This is a genomic window from Desulfosporosinus sp. Sb-LF (genome assembly GCF_004766055.1).
Lineage (GTDB): Bacteria > Bacillota > Desulfitobacteriia > Desulfitobacteriales > Desulfitobacteriaceae > Desulfosporosinus.
In genome coordinates this window covers 230,137-250,310 of sequence record NZ_SPQR01000002.1, presented here as the reverse complement: position 1 = coordinate 250,310, position 20,174 = coordinate 230,137, and the positions used below count along the sequence as shown (strand labels likewise).

The window sequence follows — 20,174 nt, the reverse complement described above, 5'->3', positions numbered from 1 at the left end:
AAAAATATGGATTAGGATATTTATTAACAATAAGTTTACTTTCCGTTCATGAAGACTTTACAATTGACTATTAATATAGTGGTTGTAAAGTCCGAATTAAAACTAGTAAGGGAGGCCTTTGTTGAGGGGAGTTGTACTGTGGCCAAAATTTTACTCGTGGAAGACGAGGTTCAAATTCAAGAACTGGTTCGATTTAACTTAGAAAATGAAGGATTTGAGGTTATTATTGCCTCAGACGGCGAGCAGGGGGTATATCTGGCTATCCGAGAAAAACCAGATCTCATAATCCTAGATCTGACGCTACCAATACTCGATGGGCATGATGTGTGTAAAATACTGCGGGCCCAAAGAGATACCGCTATTATCCCTATCATAATTTTGAGTGCCCGCAACGATGTAGCGGATAAAGTAATCGGACTTGAACTTGGAGCAGATGACTACATGACTAAGCCTTTTAGCTCTAGAGAATTATCTTCAAGAATTAAGGCAAGACTAAGGGAAGAGCAACGGAAAACTGACACACCGAACGTTCCTTTGAGGTGGGAAAATTTAGAGATAGTGCAAGAAAGTTACATGGCTACTCTATCTGATTACCCTTTAACCCTAACGGTGAAAGAATTCGATCTTTTGGTGCTCTTCGTGGCCAATCCTTACCAGGTTTTCAGTCGAGAATATCTAATACAGAAGCTTTGGGGCAACCTTTCTAGCACGAGCACTAGAGCGCTTGATGTCCATATTAGTCATTTGAGGAATAAGCTAAAGACTCTAGGACCCGTGTTTGAGTCGGTTAGGGGAGTGGGATATGTTTTTACTCGTCGGAAATAAACCGATGAAATTTTAACTCAAACTTTACATGGAGTTCATTAAGACTTTACAAACTTAAAGTATAATCAATTTGAACTTAAGGAATTTTAAGGAGGAAACAAGATTGTTTAAAGCGAAATCAAAAATTGCTCTTGTTAGCACGACCTTAATTGCTCTACTGGCTCTGGTGGGATGTGGCCAAACTGCTGCACCAACTCCAACGACTCCAAACGCCACGACAACCGTTGACAAGAAAACTATTTCAGCTGCAGGTTCGACAGCCCTCCAACCATTAGTTAAATTAGCTGCCGATGATTTCATGGGCAAAAACGCTGGGGTACAAGTAAACTTAAGCGGCGGTGGCTCGATGACCGGTCTGAACAATGTGGCCAGCGGCGCTGTGGATATTGGCAATTCCGACGTAGTTGTCACACCGGAACTAAAAGATAAAGGTTTGATCGATCACGAAGTTGCGGTGGCTCCTTTCCTAATCATTGTTAACAAAGATGTGACTGTTGATAACTTAACTAAAGCTCAATTATCGGATATCTTCACCGGAAAGATTACCAATTGGAAAGATGTTGGGGGAAAAGATGCTAAGATATCGATCATCGGACGAGCAAAATCTTCTGGTACTCGTGCGACAATAGTTAAAATCATATTGGATGGTAAAGAGTTCACTGATACGGCCGCTGCCCAGGATTCCACGGGTAATTTACTCACAGGTGTTGCTCAAACCCCGGGTGCAATTGGCTATATCGACGCAGCATATCTTAAAGACACAGTCAAAGCCATAAAGTACAATGGGGTAGCGTACAGTGCAGATACTGTGGCTAGCGGACAGTACCCAATCTATGCCATTGAACATATGTATACCAAAGGGGAAGCAACAGGTACGGTAAAAGCCTTCTTAGACTATATAGTAAGCCCAGAATTCCAAAGTAAAAGTGTTGAGAAAAGTGGGTTTATAGCGATCAGTAAGATCAAGAAATAACATGATGCGAGAGATCCCTAAAAATGCCGATACATGGGTATTAGACATCATATAAAGACGCACAATAGGAGCAAGGATAAGCCTTGCTCCTATTTTTTCTACTAGTAAGTGTAAATCAGACGGTCGGAGTAAAGGTATCGGCAAGAACCTAATTAACACCCATGGGAAGGTGATTTTTAGTTGCTGTTTTTTAACCTAAACTTTACAATCCCTTAATCGAGAATTTACACAAATGCGCTAAACTAATAGTGGTGTAAATAGTTAATAGGAGTTCTTCAAGTTAGAATTTAGCTAGGGATAAAAATCAAAAATTATAAAAGATTTGGAGGTGTAGCAGGTTGCCTCACCGTAAGTCCTGGGTGTATTTCAATGATCGCTTGTCGCGTTATCTATTCATTAGTAGCGCAGTTTTGGTCTCGTTAATCATCTTATGCATTATTTGGTTCGTGGGAATGCAGGGTCTCTCCACGTTTCGACAAGCTAGCGCGATTGAGTTTTTTACGAGTAGTAAATGGAGCCCTGACAGTGGTCAGTTTGGAGCCCTCACGTTTATAGCCAGTTCGCTTGGAACGACGTTGATCGCGATACTACTCGGAGGACCAATTGGACTGGCTGGGGCAGTATTTTTAGCCGAGATTGCCCCGCCATGGGTACGCGCTTTTATGCGTCCAGCTACAGATCTTTTTGCAGGAATCCCATCGGTTGTTTACGGATATGTTGGCATTACAGTTATTGTTGGACTGACAAGGAAACTGACCAACTCACCAACAGGTTATGGAGTTTTGGCTGGGGGTATTGTATTAGCAATCATGATTTTGCCAACGGTCATAAGCCTTTCCGAAGATGCTTTACGCTCTTTACCGAAGACTTATAAAGAAGCGTCTCTCGCCTTAGGGGCAACTCGTTGGCAAACTATTAGGAGGGTTCTTGTGCCAGCCGCTTCACCAGGGATTTTAACCGCTCTAATATTAGCGATGGCTAGGGCCATTGGTGAGACTATGGCGGTACAGATGGTCATTGGTAATTCGCCGCGCTTTCCAAGTTCCTTAGTCAGTCCGACTTCGACATTGACTAGTAACATTGTTATGGAAATGGGTAATACTCCGTTTGGCTCAACCTGGAATAACGCTTTATTTATGATGTCTTTGATTCTTTTGATCATTGCCCTCGTTCTGATTATTCTTGTTCGTACAGCCGTGCGAAAGGGGGCGGCACGTTGAAAGCTCGCCAATCGGACCGTTTTGCAAGTATGATGTTTTGGCTGGTGTCCATAGCCATTGTCGCTTTATTGGTCGCCTTTTTAGGTTTAATTTTAGGACGGGGCCTTCCTTACCTGAACCCTGAATTTTTTAATGGTTCGGACGGTGTAAGAGGGCAATTATTTAATTCCTTCTACATTTTAGCTCTTTCGTTGATTTTTTCTCTGCCCGTGGGGTTAGGTGCTGGAATCTACTTGGCAGAATACGCCCCACAAAACAAGTTAACAGACCTAATTCGTTTGAGTACAGAAAGTCTCGCCACGGTTCCTTCCATCGTCTTCGGTCTCTTTGGTATGATTATTTTTGTGAATAAACTGGGTGTGGGATTCACGATCCTAGGAGGATCTGCTACTCTGGCATTGCTAAATCTACCCATCTTAGTGCGTGTAACCGAAGAATCTCTACGGACAGTTCCTAGAAGTTATCGGGAAGCAAGCCTGGCATTAGGGGCTACAATGTGGCAGACTTTGCGTAAAGTCATTTTACCCACGGCTTTACCTGGGCTGATTACTGGAGTAACCCTTGTCGCTGGCAGAGCTTTAGGGGAGACTGCTATTTTAATCTTCACTGCTGGAATGAATGTTTCACGCAAACTATTTGACGTTAATCCATTAGCGGCAGGAGAAACGCTAGCTGTACATCTGTTTGCCGCCAAATCAAATCCATTACCAGGGACAAATGCTGATCAAATTGCAGATGGAACAGCAGCGCTGCTCATTATTATGGTCATAGTCTTTAATCTTTGTTTGACACTTCCCAGTCGCTGGCTTCAACATCGCCTTTTGGGAAAAGACAAGAAGTAACCTATAATTATGTTCGTGTTAAGGAGAAGTGAAATGGACAAGATCGTGGTCAGTAACCTAAACCTTTTTTATGGTGAACAGCAGGCCTTGAAAAATATAAACATTACAGTGACGGAAAAGAGCGTGACAGCCCTAATTGGTCCTTCAGGTTGCGGCAAGTCTACCTTTTTGCGAGCGCTCAATCGGATGCAAGATTTGATACCCAGCGTGAAGATCGAAGGCCAGGTTAGAATTGATGGAGAGGATATCTTTGCTGCTGACACCGATGTAGTGTTATTGAGGAAGAGGGTTGGCATGGTTTTCCAGAATCCCAATCCCTTTCCAAAATCTGTGTTTGAAAATGTGGCATACGGTCCTCGTATCCACGGAGAGACGGACAAGAAACGTCTAAACGAGCTAGTCGAAACGAGTCTCCGGGGTGCAGCTTTATGGAACGAAGTCAAGGACCGCTTACACAAATCAGCGTTGGGACTGTCAGGTGGTCAGCAACAGCGACTCTGCATAGCTCGCTTGCTAGCAGTGGAACCTGAAATTTTGTTAATGGATGAACCGACATCGGCCCTCGATCCCATTTCAACCATGAAAATTGAAGAGCTGATTGCTGATTTGAAAGACAAATACACAATAATTATTGTTACGCATAATATGTATCAAGCGTCACGAATATCAGATCGAACTGCGTTTTTCTTAAGTGGTGAACTAATTGAAGACGATGTAACAAGTACTCTCTTTACCCGACCAGCTATGAAAAAAACAGAGGATTATATAACCGGTCGATTCGGTTGATTTCGTTTACCCTATTGTTTAAATCCGTTTTCTGTGTGGTCTTCGAACAGGGGGGAGATTTTGCTACAAAACAGTTAATTTAATTTGTAATTCAATAAGGTAGTGTGATGATTTTTGTTAGGGAGAGGGGGGGCTAGAGATGCCGACTCGCCAAGGATTTGATAATGACCTTGAGGAACTGCGCATGAATATTTTGGACCTGGGGAACATGGTAGAACAACGCATCGGTCAGGCTGTTAGGTCTATGATTAGCCAGGATTTAGAATTAGCTAATACCGTTGTAGTGGGGGACTTAGCCGTCAATGAACTTCAGGCAATCATTGAGGAAAAATGCATTCTTTTAATCGCCACTCAGCAGCCTTTTGCCCGTGATTTACGCAAACTTGTAGCTGGCTTTAAAATTTCCATCTACTTAGAAAGAATGGGTGATTTGTCCGTTGATCTAGCAAAGCTGACGATTAGGATAGGTCAAGAAGAATTAATAAAACCTCTTGTTGACATTCCACGTATGTCGGCTTTGGTACAAGAAATGATCAATAAGGGCCTCAAAGCATATATTCAAGAAGATTGTGAGGCCGCCGCTCTAATGGCTTTGATGGATGATCAAATTGACGGAATTTATGCCAATGTCTTTGGAGAATTGCGGGCCATAATGATGGAAGATCCACAGAAGGTAACACAAGCGAATTATCTGCTCTTTGCCTGTCGATTCCTCGAGCGCCTAGGGGATTACTGTACAAATATTTCTGAAGAAATAGTATATTTATGCCGTGGGAAGAGAGTAGATTTAAACGAATAGGCTAGATTTTACTAGCCTGTATTATCTTCGATAACGGTTATCGTTGTCGCATTCTTGTGGTATGGATTGAATAATAGGTTTCTCTTTCGAAGACCCCGAAAATTTGGGGTTTTTTTGTTTTGCTTAAATTAAATAAATTATTATGTCCAATGGAATAATGTTGGATAATTTCCTTCAACTTTTGCCACACTAAGTAAGCATTAACAAAGTGAGGTGAGGGTATGAAAGTACGCGTTAGACCCTGGGGGGTTGTCTTGATTATCGGTTTAATTCTCAGCATTGCCCTATCTGGCATTGCCTATGCCGCTTTGGGGGATCGGCTGCTTGGGAGAGGGAGCAAAGGTCCAGAAGTCAAAGAACTACAAACTAAATTGACACAGCTAGGATATGGGGTCGGAACGGCAGATGGAAAGTTTGGGTCGAAAACAGAGGCTGCAATTCGGAAGTTTCAAAAGGACCACGGGCTGCGGGTTGATGGTTTGGCCGGAACGCAAACAATCAAAGAAATAAAACGTTTGACTGGACAAAGCACGAATGCGTCAGGAAAGGCTGTTGGTAATAAAAACATTGATACCAACCTCTTAGCCCGCGCGGTGAATGCAGAGGCGCGAGGGGAACCCTACTTGGGCCAAGTCGCAGTTGCTGCTGTAATTCTGAATCGAATTTCGGATCCGGCGTTTCCTAAAACGATTGCCGATATCATCTATCAGCCTCAGGCGTTTTCAAGTGTAAATGACGGACAAATCAATTTAACCCCTTCGGCAACTGCCATACGTGCTGCCCAAGAGGCTGCAAGCGGAGTAGACCCCTCTAAGGGAGCTGTCTTCTTTTTTAATCCAGCCAAGACAAAAAATAAATACATTTGGTCTCGACCACAAATTATTCAGATTGGGAATCATATCTTTACGAAGTAGGGGGATCGGAATGCATAGAAAACTTTGGATTGGTGCTTTAGCAGCAGCTTTCGTATTCTCCCTGGGATGGGGATTCACGGAATACCGCCTTGCGGGAGATTATCGTCTCGCCGCAGAAAATAATAACCGCCGCGCTTTGGCCGACTTTGCAAGTCATCTCGACCAGCTGGAAACAGATATGTCCAAAGGAGATGTGGCAAGCAACTCCACCCAAAAAATTCTTTACTTGAGCCAAGTCTCAAGTAAAAGCGATGCTGCGCTCAAGGATTTCGCCCAAATCCCAGCTGATCAGGCAGGGCTCAGTTATATGGGTCAGTTCTTAACGCAATCGGGCGATTTTTCTAGGACCTTGGCCCAAAAAATCGCTGGTGGAGGGACAACCTCTGCTGAAGAGGATAAGACATTAAGAGACATGCATGAACGCCTTGTACCCGTCAATCAAAAGGTTCAAGATATGTTGACCAGAATAGACACGGAAAATCTAGTCTGGACAGATCCTAACCCATCTATAAGGCAACGACTGGGTTTCGGTGGACCTCAGGTTGCTGAAGCGGCCGCGGATGGATCTGAAGCCCCTGCGAAATCAGTAAGATCTGGGCTAGACCAATTAGATGCGAGTCTGCAAAAGCTCCCACCATTCACGTACACCGGAGAATATGCCACACGTGACGTTCCAAAGCCGTTGGGGCTCCCTTCTGGAGAAGTCACACGTGATCAAGCCCAAGTCGTGGCACGGGACTTCTTGAATAAGGTGGGCTATGCCAACATAATTCCTGAATCTGCCGGAGAATCACAGGGCACCATGGGTGGATACAAATGGAAGTATAAAGATGCTTATCTAGAAGTCAGCCGCCAAGGAGGAGTGGTAACACTCTACAGAGATCAGCGCTCCATCGAACCTCGAACCCTGAGTGCAGAGCAAGCCGTGAGCAAAGCCAAGACGGCTTTGCAATCACTAGGCTGGCAACTAGTGTTAACTTCAAGTGAAGACTTCGGCTCCTATTTTCAATTCGATTTCGTAGCAGAAAAAGATGGGGTGAGAATTTACTCAGACAAAGTACGTGTAATGCTCGCCTTAGACAACGGCCAGATCGTTGGCTTGGACGCAGCACCCTATTACTCGTTTCATCAAACACGCACCTTCCCTGCCAAAATTTCCCTAGATCAGGCAGTACGCAAATTGCGCCAAAAATTTCAGGTCCTAGAGAGTCGTTTGGCGGTCATCGCCAAAAGCGGGAATAAAGAAGTCTACAGCTATGAATTTCGCGGACGGTATCAGGGAGAGGAATATCTCATATACCTAAATGCAGCAACAGGTGCCGAAGAGAAGATTCAACGAATCATTAAAACCCCACGCGGAGAATTCTTGCAGTAAAAAGGCACAAAGCTATTTAATCGCCAACATTGGGCACAATTATGCTACCGGAAGAAAGTGATACTTTAGACTGGTAAAGATGAGCGAGAGGAAATGAGTTTTCCTCTCGCTGTTGTATACATATAGAGATAAAATAATCGAGAATAATAAAGGAGTTTATCCGGATTAGCGAGAATAGGCACATTAACCATTATTCAATTGTCTCATAAACCAAAACAAGAGGAGCCTCTTTGTGCCCCAATGATTTGAGTGTGTATAAAGAACATGTAAAGTTGAATTGCTTCTCAGACGCTAAAATGCTAACATGCAACAGGAACGGTCTCCAACATACACAGCGCCTTTGCGCCGAAGAAGCAAACAGCCTCAGAGCGTCTCTCACCCCCCGTCGACCCCAAAGCCAGAGAAGTTTCTCTGCTTAGATAGCAGGGAGAGCAGAATTGCGTCCCAGCGAATAGCAAGGGCGTGTGCGAACGGGCAGAGACACTCACTCCCTCTCGAAAGGAGCGAACCCATTGCAGAAAAAAGTAACAATCCATGTGAATGGAAAACAAAAATATCCGGAAGGACACGAAGACCAGCAGGAATTGATCACCGAGGGGACGTTCTATGAACGAAAAGGCGTTTTCTATGTGCTATATAGAGAATCCGGTAGTGAAAGTACTGGCCTCGAAGAGGTGACAACATTTTTAAGTATTAAAGAAGACTCAGTTACCTTGAATCGTAAAGGAGCGGTCGATCTAGCCCAAGAGTACAAGAAGGGTGTGCTTAACCGTAGTATCTATACCACCTGCTATGGAAAAATTCAGCTTAGCGTTATGCCCGACAAGGTAGAGTGTGACTTGACAGTACACGGGGGACGTATTAGTCTAGAATATGACCTTTTTGTCGATGATAATTTAGTAAGCCATAATGTACTGTTGCTAAATATAAAGGAGGATCTCCCCCAATGAGTCTCTACGAGAATATAAAAACACAAATTACAAATCACTTAGTACAAGCCGCAAAAGCAGCGCAAACGTCTGGGGAATTAATGTTTGAGGAATTGCCGAATTATGTTTTAGAAGAACCAAGAGATAGGCAGCATGGAGATTTGGCAACGAATCTAGCGATGGTATTGGCCAAACAAGCGAAACGTTCACCCAGGGAAATAGCCACAATACTTATTAAGCACCTTGATACGGCGGGGACCTGGATACAGTCGTCTGAAATTGCAGGGGCTGGTTTTATTAACTTTCATCTAAATCCGTTATGGCTAACGAACGTCATAAATGAAGTACTAAAGGCGGGGAATAGCTATGGCCAAGTTGATATCGGAAAAGGCCAAAGGATTCAAGTTGAATTCGTAAGTGCAAACCCCACGGGCCTATTACACATGGGTAATGCTCGAGGGGCTGCACTTGGAGACAGTCTTGCGTCATTACTTTCAATGGCAGGGTATGAAGTATCTCGTGAATTTTACATCAATGATGCCGGGAATCAAATCCATAATTTTGCCTTATCATTGGAAGCAAGATATTTACAACTACTAGGACAGGATGCTCCCTTCCCTGAGGGGGGTTATCATGGTGAAGACTTAATAGAAACTGTAAAAGGTCTTATTGTAAAAGTGGGGAACAAGTATCTTGCGGTTGAACCCGGATTAAGACGTGAGTTCCTGGTTCGGTATGCTTTAGGGGAGAAAATGAGTAACATCAGGGAAACGCTTCGAGATTTTGGCGTTGAATATGATGTTTGGTTTAACGAACAATCTCTACACGATTCAGGTGAAGTTCGCTCTTCCCTAGAGGAACTCCAGAAAAAAGGGTACATTTATGAAAAAGAAGGCGCTCTTTGGCTTAAATCCTCATTGTTTGGAGACGAAAAAGACGAGGTAGTAGTCAGGAGCAATGGTACTCCAACTTATTTCGCTGCAGATATTGCGTACCATCGTAACAAATTTGACAGAGGATTTGATAGGGTTGTCAATATTTGGGGTGCAGATCATCACGGACATGTCGCTCGAATGAAAGGGGCGATGTCTGCCTTGGGGTATGATGCAGACAATCTACAAATTATTTTAATGCAGCTCGTGCGCCTCATACAAAACGGCGAAGTAGTAAAAATGTCTAAACGTTCTGGTCAGTACATCACATTACGTGAGTTGATGGATGAAGTTGGAAAGGATGCTGCTCGTTTCTTCTTTAACTTGCGAGACCCGGACTCCACGGTAGATTTTGATATGGATCTGGCAAGAGCTCAGTCATCTGATAACCCAGTTTATTATGTACAATACGCGCATGCCCGTTTATGTAGCATTTTGCGTCAGGCTGAAGAACTGGGCGATACGGGAATTCTCCCTCTCGAAGAAGACCTTATACGTCTGGATAGTACGGAAGAGCGGGACCTGCTCAAGAAGATGGCTGACCTTCCGAGCGAAATTATGGTTGCTGCACGTCTCATGGAACCCCATCGCTTAGCACGATATGTACTCGACTTGGCGGGGCTTTTTCATACTTTCTATAACAGCCAGCGCGTACTTATTGATGATGTGGGCTTGCGTCGGGCTCGTTTGGGTCTAGTGAGGTCCGTGAAACAAATTATTAGTAATGTACTGGGAATTCTAGGCGTGACAGCTCCAGAGAAAATGTAAAGTATCAAGATTATTAAATTTATGTTTAAATAAACGATAAGCAGGAAATATTTAGGGGTGGGCCGAATATATTGATATTCAAAACGACGAAGGGCGGTGGAGTTTTGACCCACTCTTTAAGTAAAAAGGACAAGGTAACGGAAGCAGATATAGCTTATGAGGTACTAAAATCCCAAGGTAACCCTATGCATTATCAGAATTTAATTGAAAAAGTACTCTTGCGCTTAGGAATCTCTCCTGAGGCCATTAGGATTGCAGCGGCACTCACGCAGATCAATTTAGACACTAGGTTTACGTTTCTTGGGCGGGGTGAATGGGGTTTGAAGGTTTGGGAGCCTGCAAAGGTCCCCAAGCGAAATCACCCTATATCCTTGACGAACAAAGCTTCTGGTGATGAAGAGGACAGGGGAGATCTAGAAGAGCTAGATGAGGATGTTTTAGATGAGGATGCCTCAGAAACAGACGAAGCCTTTGATGAGGCGGATGAGGGTCGGCGCGGAGAAAAGTGGTAATAAGCTCAGTATCATAAGGGAAATACTTGCTCAGATGAATGCACGATACTATGCTAAAGGATGTCGATGTCTTGACATCCTTTAGAAGTCTGGCTAAAATAGAGCAATGGGATAAATATAGTTTTCGTTTGTCCAAGCTGTTTGGCACATTCGACATTTGATCAGACTCCTTGTGAGTCGTTGCCTTGTACCCAGAATACCCAAAATATAGTATTCTTGACTTCTAAAATAAAGCTAGTGCGGTTGGCGGACTAGCTTTATTTATGTGTTTTGTTGCAGAGATAATCCCAATGATGGATATGTCGACTGCTGGAAAATAGAAAGAGCACTTATTTAATCATTTAAAGATCTGAAAGGAAATGGTAAAGCGCATGACAAAATTTATATTCGTAACGGGCGGTGTTGTGTCCTCCCTTGGAAAAGGAATCACAGCCGCATCTCTGGGATGTCTTCTTAAAAATAGGGGTCTTAAAGTGGCAATACAGAAATTTGATCCCTATATTAATATTGACCCTGGGACGATGAGCCCTTATCAACACGGTGAAGTGTTTGTAACGGAAGATGGGGCGGAGACAGACTTAGATTTGGGCCATTATGAGCGCTTTATCGATGTGCCGGTTTCCAAAAACAGCAATGTAACGACAGGTAAGGTTTACTGGTCGGTCATCCGAAAGGAACGTAAAGGGGATTATCTAGGAGGAACCGTTCAAGTTATCCCCCATATTACCAATGAAATCAAAGAACGGATCTACCGCGTGGCGAGGGAGAGTCATCCAGACTTCGTAATTACCGAGATCGGCGGAACCGTTGGAGATATTGAATCTCTGCCTTTTCTCGAAGCAATTCGTCAGATGAAAAACGATATTGGACGTGAGAACGTCATCTACATTCATGTCACTCTAGTCCCATATCTGGAAACCTCTGGAGAATTAAAAACCAAGCCAACACAGCACTCAGTAAAAGAATTACGAGGGATTGGCATTCAACCGACGATTATTGTTTGTCGTACAGAAAAGGAACTCGCCAAGGATATGAAGGAGAAGTTGGCACTGCTCTGTGACGTCGACTTAGAAGCAGTTATTCAGTGTTTGGATGCATCAACAATATACGAGGTTCCGCTGAAGCTTCAGGCTGAAGGACTCGATGATATTGTCCTTCGTTGCGCAGGCATCGAGGCCCCTCCGGCAGATATGACTGCGTGGAAAGCCATGGTAGAGAAAATTAAATCTCCGACACGGGAAACCGAGATTGCTATTGTCGGTAAATATGTGGAACTCCCTGATGCTTATTTAAGTGTCGCAGAGGCTCTGCGATCAGCAGGAACTGAACATGGAGCAAAAGTGAAAGTGCGCTGGGTGAATTCAGAGAACATAGAAGAAGAAGGCGTTGAAAAATATCTGGAGGGACTTGACGGGATCCTTGTCCCTGGAGGGTTTGGCAACAGAGGTATTGAGGGTAAAATCGAAGCTATTCGTTATGCTAGAGAACAAAAAATTCCGTTCTTGGGAATTTGCCTTGGAATGCAAACAGCCATCATTGAATTTGCTCGCAATGTCTGTGGAATGAAAAACGCAAACAGCACGGAATTCGATGCAGACACGCAGTATCCGGTTATCGACCTGCTTCCAGAGCAAAAAGACATTGAGGAAAAGGGCGGTACAATGCGCTTGGGTATTTCTCCGGCGAAGGTGCTGGATTGTAGCAAGGCTTATGCAGCGTATCAAGACGAAGTAATCTATGAGCGCCATCGTCACCGTTATGAGGTTAACAACCAGTTCCGCTCTGAGCTCGAGGCTGCGGGAATGAAATTTTCAGGGACATCCATGGATGGCCGTTTGGTGGAAATTGTGGAATATCCCGATCATCCTTGGTTTGTGGCGTCCCAGTTCCATCCGGAATTCAAGTCTCGCCCGAACCGGCCTCATCCACTCTTTAGAGAATTTATTCGAGCTGCCTTAAAGTAGGGGTTAGACTTGTGTCACACAATGCTCGTCTTACCACGCATAGCAAACTAACCGATCAAGCTCCTACTATGGGGAGCGGGGTGCCCGAAAAAGGAGATAGTTGAGAATTCGTGGGATGCACGAACCTCGACGTATAGGTTGATTTAGGAGAGTTCTGCTAAACCTTGGACAAAGGGTATAGCACGAACTCTTCCTGTTATAATGAGTTGTTGATTAGAGGAGCATGACCATGGTAAGAATGGAAGAGGAAGGGGACTGAGCTAATGGCCTATGTTGCAAGGTGGATCGATAAAAGTGAACATACAAAGTTTAATGCTTTTTTGGCCAAGGATTTGAAAGGCCATGTTCTCCAGTCCTGGGAATGGGGAGAGATCAAGAGCCGGACAGGTTGGATTCCTTGGCGCTTGGTTGTTGAAGAAAACGGAGAAATTGTGGCAGTAGCCTCAATTCTTGAACGCAAAATCCCAGTTGTGGGAATTCCGATTTTTTACGCTTCTCGAGGCCCTATAGTAGACTGGAAGAATGTTGAACTCTTTGATTTCGTGCTAGCGGAAATTCGAAAGTTGGCAAAATCTCGAGGAGCGATTTTCCTTAAGATTGATCCAGATGTTACATCTTCTGAAAAAGAGCTGGAGCAGTATTTGCTTTCCAAGGGATTTAGCTCGGCCGAGAGTGGCAAGGGCTTTGAAGGCGTACAACCAAAGTACGTGTTTCGTTTAGATATTTCACCCGATGAGGAAGTACTATTAGCTAACATGCAGCAAAAAACACGTTATAACATTCGTCTAGCTCAGAAAAAGGGAGTCCGGATACGCCGGGGAACTCGGGAGGATTTACCAGAGTTTTATCGGGTCTTAACAGAAACGACAGAGCGTGACCGCTTCTTAGTGCGGGCTTATTCTTATTTTGAAGACCTTTATGATTCTTTGGTTCCAAAAGGGTTGGGAGAGTTATTTATTGCCGAGTATGAAGGCAAGGTTGTTGCCGGTACATTGGCATTCGTTATAGGAGATAAAGCATGGTATATCTATGGTGCGTCGTCTAATGCTCATCGAAATGTCATGCCCAACTACTTAATTCAGTGGGAAATGATTCGCTGGGCAAAGTCACTAGGGTGCACTCTCTATGATTTCCGAGGGGTTCCTGGGCATTTGACAGAAGATAATCCTCTTTACGGACTTTATCGCTTTAAGAAAGGCTTTAATGGAGAATACACAGAGTTCATCGGAGAATGGGATTTAGTGTATCGTCCAGTAATTTACTTTCTCTGGAACCATTTAGAACCGATCTATTCGGACGTTATAAAGGGTATCATCGGCAAGTTGCGGCGAGCGCGGAGGGGATAGGGCATGGCTGATACCTGGATTGAAGTGGACCTTGATGCGGTCGTAGGAAATTATCGAGAAATTGTAAAGCACCTCCGTCCTAAAGCGAGGTGTATGGCTGTTGTTAAAGCCGATGCCTATGGGCTAGGTGCAGTCGAGGTTGCGCAAGCCTTGGAAAGGGACGGATGTGAAGCGTTTGCGGTCACAAGGGTTGATGAAGGGCTAATCTTGCGCGAGCATGGAATTAAGGGACTTATTCTAGTTTTGGGGCCTACCACACGAGAAGAGTGGGCGAAGGCGATCACTGCACAATTGCACTTAACGATTGCTGAACTTTCCTGGATTTCGGAGTTGAATGAGGTTTGCTCGGAACTGGATCCTCATGAATCAGTTCAAGTCCACCTTAAGTTGGAGACGGGCATGGGGAGAACGGGGTTTCAGTTTACTGAATTGGAAGCAATTGCTTTGGCCTTGGCAAAGGCTCCCTATATTCATGTTGCAGGAGCTTATACCCACTTTGCACGGGCGGCTCAAAGAGATCGGCAATATACATTGGGGCAATACAATCGTTTTAGGGCTTTCATGGCCCGTTTGGGAGAACTTGAAATTCGTCCAACTTGGCAACATGTTTGCAACAGCGCAGCATTTCTCGATTACCCCGAATGGCATCATGATTTCGTGCGTATTGGCACACTGCTGATTGGTCATTATCCAGCACAGGGTTTTACAGGGGCCATGCCTTTGAAGGACCCTTGGGTAGCTAAAAGTCGGATCGTTCACCTGCGGAAGGTTCCAAAAGGAACGGACGTGGGATATCAAAGTATTTATCGTACAAAGGCCGAAACTCAACTAGCTGTGATCCCCGTAGGGTATGCAGATGGGTTTGGTGTAGCGCCAAATTTTATACCCCAAGGATGGTTAGATTTCCTCAAAATTGTGATCAAAAATCTTGCTGCTTTGTTTGGTATTTTCCTTGGGCAAGAACGGATACTTTTGAAGAATCGGACGGTGCGGGTTGCTGGAAAAATCGGTATGCAGCTAACTGTAATTGACGTGGGATTACAGAATTGCACTTTAGGGGATGAGGTCGAAATTCCTTTGCGAAGGACAGTAGCAAATCCTCGGATCCGCAGGACATATAGACAAAAGGAACAAATATCATCAGAAAGGGTTATGGAAGAAGGAGTTTTACCAGTCTATACAGAATATTCACCTCTAAGAGAAACCTGAGGGAAGGGATGTAGTAAGTGGCTAAAATCCTTATCGTAGATGACCAGCTTGGAGTACGTTGTCTACTCTTTGAAACTTTTCAGGAGGATCAACATGAGGTTGAAATGGCGGCAGATGGTGCAGAAGCCCTTCAGTTACTCAAAACCTTTGAGCCTGACCTTGTATTAATGGACATGAAAATGCCCGGAATGAATGGTATAGAAACTTTAAGAAAAATGCGTGACTTAGATCATAGGGTCGGCGTGATCATGATGACGGCCTACGGTGATGCTCAAAATATGGAGCAAGCTAAGGACCTCGGAATTCTGCATTATATGGGTAAGCCCTTTGATTTATTCGAACTGAGAAAACGAGTGAAGGAGATATTATCGTCGACTTAACTTGGCCTGTGGTTCTCGCCAATGCTGTGTACTTTTTGTTGCCTAAAAGGCAGGAAAATCTTCTTGCATGACGAAGTATAGCAGTAGGAAGAGGTGGGAATTATGATTCTAACGACAAACACGACGATCGCCATTCAATGTTCCCAATGCGGGGAGCTAGAATTCCATGCCCTCTCCCTCTTTGCATTTTCTAAGCAAGGACGCAAGAACCTGCGTTGTGGATGCGGCCTTCAGCTTATGTCGGTTACCAGCCGAAACCGTCAGCAGTTCAACGTCGCTTATGCTTGTGCTTACTGTGGGGAGACCCATTATTTAAGATTAAACCGCCATGCCATTTGGGGAAAAGAAGCTTTACCCCTTTCTTGTCCTGCCGTTGGAGCTTCGGTTGGATACATCGGGTCTAAACAGAAAGTCACCCAGGCCTGTCATGAGCGTGAAAAATCCATGGGGGAATTGGCAGTAGAGTTGGGTTATGAGGAAGAGTTCGAGAATCCCGAAGTGATGTTACGGATTTTAGATCATCTTCATCGCTTGTCTAGACAAGGAGATTTAGGATGCGCATGTGGAAACCATCAATTATCCTTTGAACTGTTACCAGATCGCATTGAACTATATTGTGAGTGTTGTGAGGCCGTGGGAGTTATATACGCGGACAGTGCAGATAATGTTCGACAAGTTGAAGGAATAAATTCGATGTATTTGGAAGAAAATAAGACTTGGCTTATCAATAATCCATTGCGAGGTCAGCATCTTTCGAAGTCGAATGAGGAGGGAAAAAAATGGCGTTAGTGTCGATGACTGGGCTATTGGAAAAGGCTCAGAAGGAACATTATGCGGTAGGGGCTTTTAACTGCAACAATATGGAGATCGTTCAGGCCATTGTGGCTGCAGCAGAGGCCGAGAATGCTCCCGTGATTATTCAAGCGAGCCAAGGTGCATTAAAATATGCCGGAATTGAGTATATTTCGACCTTGACGAAAATAGCTGCTGAAAAAGCAAATGTACCTATCGCTCTTCACTTGGACCATGGAACAAGTTTTACACAGGTCATGCAGTGTGCGCGCAACGGATTTTCTTCTGTGATGATTGATGGATCCAAGCTCCCTTTGGAAGAGAACATTTTATTGACTAACAAAGTTATAGAAGCGGTTCGATTATTAGGACTTTCAGTAGAGGCCGAACTGGGCAAAATTGGCGGGACAGAGGATGATATAACTGTAAGTGAACGAGAAGCACTATTTACAGATCCGGCCGAAGCTGTGCACTTTGTTCAAGCAACGAAGGTGGACGCTTTAGCGATTGCTATAGGAACTGCACATGGTCAATACGTAGGGATTCCGAAGCTTGATTTTGAACGTTTAACAAAGATACGTGAGCGAATTTCAACTCCGCTTGTATTACATGGTTCTTCAGGAGTACCCGATGACGCACTTCGAGAGGCGATTTCAAGGGGTGTTTGTAAAGTTAACATAGACACCAATATCCGCGAAGCGTTTGTACGAGCTGCACGCCTGGCGCTTGAAGGAAACTCCAAAGAAATCGACCCGCGTAAAATGTTGGGCCCTGCCCGTGAAGCAGCAACCGCAATAATTCGAGAGAAAATACGTGTCTTTGGTAGTAATGGAAAGGCGTAAAGAATAGAAAGAGGGCAACGATATGCAGTTTTTCTTGGACTCTGCAAATATTGATGAAATCAAACAAGCCTGGGATATGGGAGTTATTTCCGGTCTCACTACGAATCCCAGCTTAGTAGCCAAGGAAGGAAAGGACTTCCACGAACTACTTAATACGGTGACTGGGATTGTCAATGGTCCTATTAGCGCGGAGGTAATTGCCCTAGATCATAAGGGGATGCTACAGGAAGCGTACACGTTAGCGGGTATTCACCCGAATATCGTGATTAAGATTCCAATGACTGAAGACGGCCTCAAAACTGTAAGGCTATTGAATACAGAGGGAATTAAAACTAATGTTACACTTGTATTTACATCGAATCAAGCGTTATTGGCAGCCCGAGCAGGTGCAACCTATGTTAGTCCATTTTTGGGACGGTTGGATGACATCGGGGAAAATGGACTCAATGCGTTAGCGGATATGTGTGAGATTTTCCAAGTTCATGGCATCGAAACCAAGATTATTGCCGCCAGTATTCGGAATCCAGTTCATGTTACAGAAGCAGCCAAGATAGGAGCAGATTACGCAACAGTCCCTTTTAGTGTCTTGCGGCAGCTTTTCCGCCACCCTTTGACAGATGCTGGAATTGAAAAGTTTTTAGCTGATTGGAAGAAACTTTAAAAAGTTATGCGATATTTTGGCATCTGCCTATCTGAAAACAGATAAGCTGATGCCAACCTTTTTGTAAATGTGGAAGTTATCTAAGATCTTTATAATGGTTGAAAATGATCCAAAAGTATGTCACAATGATAATGTTGGTGGTTAATGTAATGACATAATACCATATATATACTCAATTTCGATGCGCTTATTTCCAGATGATATCGATGACCAGGTGAAAGTAATTGTGTAAAGAGGAATTAGGGGGTTGCAAATTGGAAAGAGAACTTACGATGGAATTTGCCAGAGTGACAGAAGCTGCAGCGCTGGCGTCAGCACGCTGGGTAGGACTGGGACAGAAGGATGCGGCAGACAATGCAGCTGTTGAAGCAATGCGAGCGGTTTTCGATACAATTCACATGGACGGTACAGTAGTGATCGGAGAAGGAGAAATGGATGAGGCTCCGATGCTCTATATTGGGGAACGTGTGGGGAATGGAGAAAGCCCGGAATTAGACGTTGCTGTTGATCCGCTTGAAGGAACGAACATTGTCGCTAAAGGGGTGGCTGGGGCGATTGCAGTGGTGGCCATTGCCAAGAAGGGCTGTCTACTTCATGCTCCGGATATGTACATGGATAAAATTGCAGTGGGACCCGCCGCTGTTGGGCGGATTAGCCTGGATGCCCCTGTGTCTGAAAATATTTCGAATGTAGCTAGGGCGTTAGGAAAAAGTATTGAAGACATGACGGTTGTGATTTTGGATCGTCCTCGACATATGAAATTGATACAGGAAGTGCGTGATTGTGGAGCAAGAATTCGGCTCATTACTGATGGGGATGTTTCTCCTGCCGTAGCCTGCGCTTTTGACGATACAGGAGTAGATATGATGATGGGAGTTGGTGGGGCGCCCGAGGGCGTACTCGCTGCAGCAGCCCTCCGTTGCATGGGGGGAGAGATGCAAGGTCGACTTTGGCCAGAGAATGAAGAGGATGTTGCCCGAGCTAAGGCCTTAGGGATCGGGGACGTTAAGAAGTTATTAATGATGGACGACTTGGTAAGTAGTGATGATGTCTTTTTTGCAGCTACTGGAATTACAGAGGGTCCCTTGTTGCGCGGGGTTACCTTTACCTCAAAAGGGGCATTGACTCATACTGTTGTCATTCGGGGAAAAACAGGGACGGTCCGTTTTATCGAAGCACGGCATTGTTTTGACAAAAAACCTTTATATGCCATGAAAGGCTGCGTAGGTTCGCCTGAAGTATAAATTATCCAAAGTATGGAGAAAGTACCTAGGTATGCCATACCTAAATTTCTTCAAATGCTAAGGTGGTTTCGCTTTAATGGATTTATTGGAAGATGAAGGAAGGCGGCGCGTTAAGGTAATTACCGGAGGCGTCGCTTTCCTCATGAGTTTGAGTCTTTTTCTTTTCCCTGTATCTTCGGTCTATTCGCAAGTTGCATCAAGGACGGTTGTCTGTTATTCTGTGGTTACTGTAGAATCCGGAGCTGATCTAAAAGCGCTTGCGGAAAGATACCATACGACTGTGCCGGAAATTCAAAAACAGAATTTAGCTCCTAATCGGCGACCCGGAGGTACTATGACGATCCAGGAAAATGTCGTAGAAGGTAAAGGAATTTCGCGTGGGAGTAAAACTTCCTGGAATTGGCCGATCATTGGGGTAAAATCATCTGATTACGGCTGGCGTAATGGAAAATTCCATCATGGTTTGGATATCGCCATTCCGAGTGGAAGCATTGTTCGAGCCGCTCGGGCGGGCAAGGTTGTTAAGACTGGTTGGCTCGGGGTGTACGGTTTGATGGTTTTAGTTGAGCATGGAGACGGAGTTCAAACACTATACGCCCATAACAGCAAGATCTCAGTTAAGATCGGAGATCAAGTTGTTGCAGGGGATGAGATCTCTATTTCAGGAAACACCGGAAATTCGACAGGCCCGCACCTTCATTTCGAAATTCGGCTTAATGGAAAAACTGTGGATCCAGAGGGTTATTTACCTAAAATTGGGATGGGATCTATAACAACTATTAATAAGCTAAATGTCAGAATGTAAGGTAATCATACCTTGACCAGTTAAGGTTATTTGTGCTAAAATAGTAAGAGTTGACT

20 protein-coding genes are annotated in these 20,174 nt (G+C 44.3%); all 20 read left to right on the top strand.

Annotated features, from left to right (window positions below; genetic code table 11):
- Positions 1–138: 138 nt before the first annotated feature.
- The 20 genes from E4K68_RS03975 to E4K68_RS03880 all read left to right on the top strand — a co-directional run bounded on the left by E4K68_RS03975 (position 139) and on the right by E4K68_RS03880 (position 20,118).
- Positions 139–825, top strand: coding sequence for a response regulator transcription factor (locus tag E4K68_RS03975; protein WP_135377440.1), 687 nt, complete (start codon positions 139–141; stop codon positions 823–825).
- A gap of 103 nt (positions 826–928) precedes the next feature.
- A complete protein-coding gene (locus E4K68_RS03970; RefSeq protein ID WP_135377439.1) occupies positions 929–1,798 on the top strand; it encodes a phosphate ABC transporter substrate-binding protein in 870 nt (289 codons plus the stop codon).
- A 338-nt stretch (positions 1,799–2,136) separates the two neighbouring features.
- On the top strand, positions 2,137–3,018 hold the full coding sequence (gene pstC, locus E4K68_RS03965) for a phosphate ABC transporter permease subunit PstC (RefSeq protein ID WP_135377438.1): 882 nt from the start codon (positions 2,137–2,139) through the stop codon (positions 3,016–3,018).
- Positions 3,015–3,860 carry a phosphate ABC transporter permease PstA gene (gene pstA / locus E4K68_RS03960; protein ID WP_135377437.1) on the top strand — a complete coding sequence of 282 codons (846 nt, stop codon included), beginning with the start codon at positions 3,015–3,017 and terminating at the stop codon, positions 3,858–3,860. Before pstC ends, pstA begins: the two co-directional genes overlap by 4 nt.
- A 33-nt stretch (positions 3,861–3,893) precedes the next feature.
- Positions 3,894–4,646 (top strand): phosphate ABC transporter ATP-binding protein PstB, encoded by a 753-nt coding sequence (gene pstB, locus E4K68_RS03955; RefSeq protein WP_135377436.1) that lies wholly within the window; start codon positions 3,894–3,896, stop codon positions 4,644–4,646.
- Between the two features lie 139 nt (positions 4,647–4,785).
- Positions 4,786–5,445 carry a phosphate signaling complex protein PhoU gene (phoU, locus tag E4K68_RS03950; RefSeq protein WP_135377435.1) on the top strand — a complete coding sequence of 220 codons (660 nt, stop codon included), beginning with the start codon at positions 4,786–4,788 and terminating at the stop codon, positions 5,443–5,445.
- 221 nt (positions 5,446–5,666) lie between these two features.
- The gene (sleB, locus tag E4K68_RS03945; protein ID WP_135377434.1) at positions 5,667–6,359 is read left to right on the top strand and encodes a spore cortex-lytic enzyme; all 693 of its coding nucleotides are present in this window, start codon (positions 5,667–5,669) and stop codon (positions 6,357–6,359) included.
- Between the two features lie 10 nt (positions 6,360–6,369).
- On the top strand, positions 6,370–7,734 hold the full coding sequence (locus E4K68_RS03940) for a PepSY1/2 domain-containing protein (RefSeq protein WP_135377433.1): 1,365 nt from the start codon (positions 6,370–6,372) through the stop codon (positions 7,732–7,734).
- A 512-nt stretch (positions 7,735–8,246) separates the two neighbouring features.
- Positions 8,247–8,684 carry a DUF1934 domain-containing protein gene (locus E4K68_RS03935; protein ID WP_135377432.1) on the top strand — a complete coding sequence of 146 codons (438 nt, stop codon included), beginning with the start codon at positions 8,247–8,249 and terminating at the stop codon, positions 8,682–8,684.
- Complete coding sequence (gene argS, locus E4K68_RS03930; RefSeq protein WP_135377431.1) at positions 8,681–10,363, top strand: arginine--tRNA ligase; 1,683 nt, start codon at positions 8,681–8,683, stop codon at positions 10,361–10,363. Before E4K68_RS03935 ends, argS begins: the two co-directional genes overlap by 4 nt.
- Before the next feature lie 71 nt (positions 10,364–10,434).
- The gene (rpoE, locus tag E4K68_RS03925) at positions 10,435–10,875 is read left to right on the top strand and encodes a DNA-directed RNA polymerase subunit delta (RefSeq protein WP_243450257.1); all 441 of its coding nucleotides are present in this window, start codon (positions 10,435–10,437) and stop codon (positions 10,873–10,875) included.
- Positions 10,876–11,246: 371 nt separating this feature from the next.
- Positions 11,247–12,839: a CTP synthase gene (locus E4K68_RS03920; RefSeq protein WP_135377646.1), complete on the top strand. Its 1,593-nt coding sequence runs from the start codon at positions 11,247–11,249 to the stop codon at positions 12,837–12,839.
- Positions 12,840–13,102: 263 nt separating this feature from the next.
- Entirely contained in the window at positions 13,103–14,185 is a 1,083-nt protein-coding gene (locus E4K68_RS03915) for a peptidoglycan bridge formation glycyltransferase FemA/FemB family protein (protein ID WP_135377430.1), read from the top strand.
- Between the two features lie 3 nt (positions 14,186–14,188).
- Entirely contained in the window at positions 14,189–15,394 is a 1,206-nt protein-coding gene (alr, locus tag E4K68_RS03910; RefSeq protein ID WP_135377429.1) for an alanine racemase, read from the top strand.
- Positions 15,395–15,411: 17 nt separating this feature from the next.
- Positions 15,412–15,774 (top strand): response regulator, encoded by a 363-nt coding sequence (locus E4K68_RS03905; protein WP_135377428.1) that lies wholly within the window; start codon positions 15,412–15,414, stop codon positions 15,772–15,774.
- A 102-nt stretch (positions 15,775–15,876) separates the two neighbouring features.
- Entirely contained in the window at positions 15,877–16,563 is a 687-nt protein-coding gene (locus E4K68_RS03900) for a hypothetical protein (protein ID WP_135377427.1), read from the top strand.
- Entirely contained in the window at positions 16,554–17,408 is an 855-nt protein-coding gene (locus E4K68_RS03895) for a class II fructose-1,6-bisphosphate aldolase (protein ID WP_135377426.1), read from the top strand. The genes E4K68_RS03900 and E4K68_RS03895 overlap by 10 nt, the downstream gene beginning before the upstream one ends.
- 22 nt (positions 17,409–17,430) lie before the next feature.
- Entirely contained in the window at positions 17,431–18,069 is a 639-nt protein-coding gene (fsa, locus tag E4K68_RS03890; RefSeq protein ID WP_135377425.1) for a fructose-6-phosphate aldolase, read from the top strand.
- A gap of 254 nt (positions 18,070–18,323) precedes the next feature.
- A complete protein-coding gene (gene glpX / locus E4K68_RS03885) occupies positions 18,324–19,313 on the top strand; it encodes a class II fructose-bisphosphatase (protein ID WP_135377424.1) in 990 nt (329 codons plus the stop codon).
- A 76-nt stretch (positions 19,314–19,389) separates the two neighbouring features.
- Positions 19,390–20,118, top strand: a complete 729-nt coding sequence (locus tag E4K68_RS03880) for a M23 family metallopeptidase (RefSeq protein ID WP_135377423.1) — start codon at positions 19,390–19,392, stop codon at positions 20,116–20,118.
- The last annotated feature ends 56 nt before the right edge of the window (positions 20,119–20,174 follow it).

Excerpts from the sequence above, each read along its gene's own strand:
- pstB (WP_135377436.1), top strand. The coding sequence starts at position 3,894 with ATGGACAAGATCGTGGTCAGTAACCTAAACCTTTTTTATGGTGAACAG.
- phoU (WP_135377435.1), top strand. The coding sequence starts at position 4,786 with ATGCCGACTCGCCAAGGATTTGATAATGACCTTGAGGAACTGCGCATG.
- sleB (WP_135377434.1), top strand. The coding sequence starts at position 5,667 with ATGAAAGTACGCGTTAGACCCTGGGGGGTTGTCTTGATTATCGGTTTA.
- E4K68_RS03940 (WP_135377433.1), top strand. The coding sequence starts at position 6,370 with ATGCATAGAAAACTTTGGATTGGTGCTTTAGCAGCAGCTTTCGTATTC.
- argS (WP_135377431.1), top strand. The coding sequence starts at position 8,681 with ATGAGTCTCTACGAGAATATAAAAACACAAATTACAAATCACTTAGTA.
- E4K68_RS03920 (WP_135377646.1), top strand. The coding sequence starts at position 11,247 with ATGACAAAATTTATATTCGTAACGGGCGGTGTTGTGTCCTCCCTTGGA.
- E4K68_RS03915 (WP_135377430.1), top strand. The coding sequence starts at position 13,103 with ATGGCCTATGTTGCAAGGTGGATCGATAAAAGTGAACATACAAAGTTT.
- alr (WP_135377429.1), top strand. The coding sequence starts at position 14,189 with ATGGCTGATACCTGGATTGAAGTGGACCTTGATGCGGTCGTAGGAAAT.
- E4K68_RS03900 (WP_135377427.1), top strand. The coding sequence starts at position 15,877 with ATGATTCTAACGACAAACACGACGATCGCCATTCAATGTTCCCAATGC.
- E4K68_RS03895 (WP_135377426.1), top strand. The coding sequence starts at position 16,554 with ATGGCGTTAGTGTCGATGACTGGGCTATTGGAAAAGGCTCAGAAGGAA.
- fsa (WP_135377425.1), top strand. The coding sequence starts at position 17,431 with ATGCAGTTTTTCTTGGACTCTGCAAATATTGATGAAATCAAACAAGCC.
- E4K68_RS03880 (WP_135377423.1), top strand. The coding sequence starts at position 19,390 with ATGGATTTATTGGAAGATGAAGGAAGGCGGCGCGTTAAGGTAATTACC.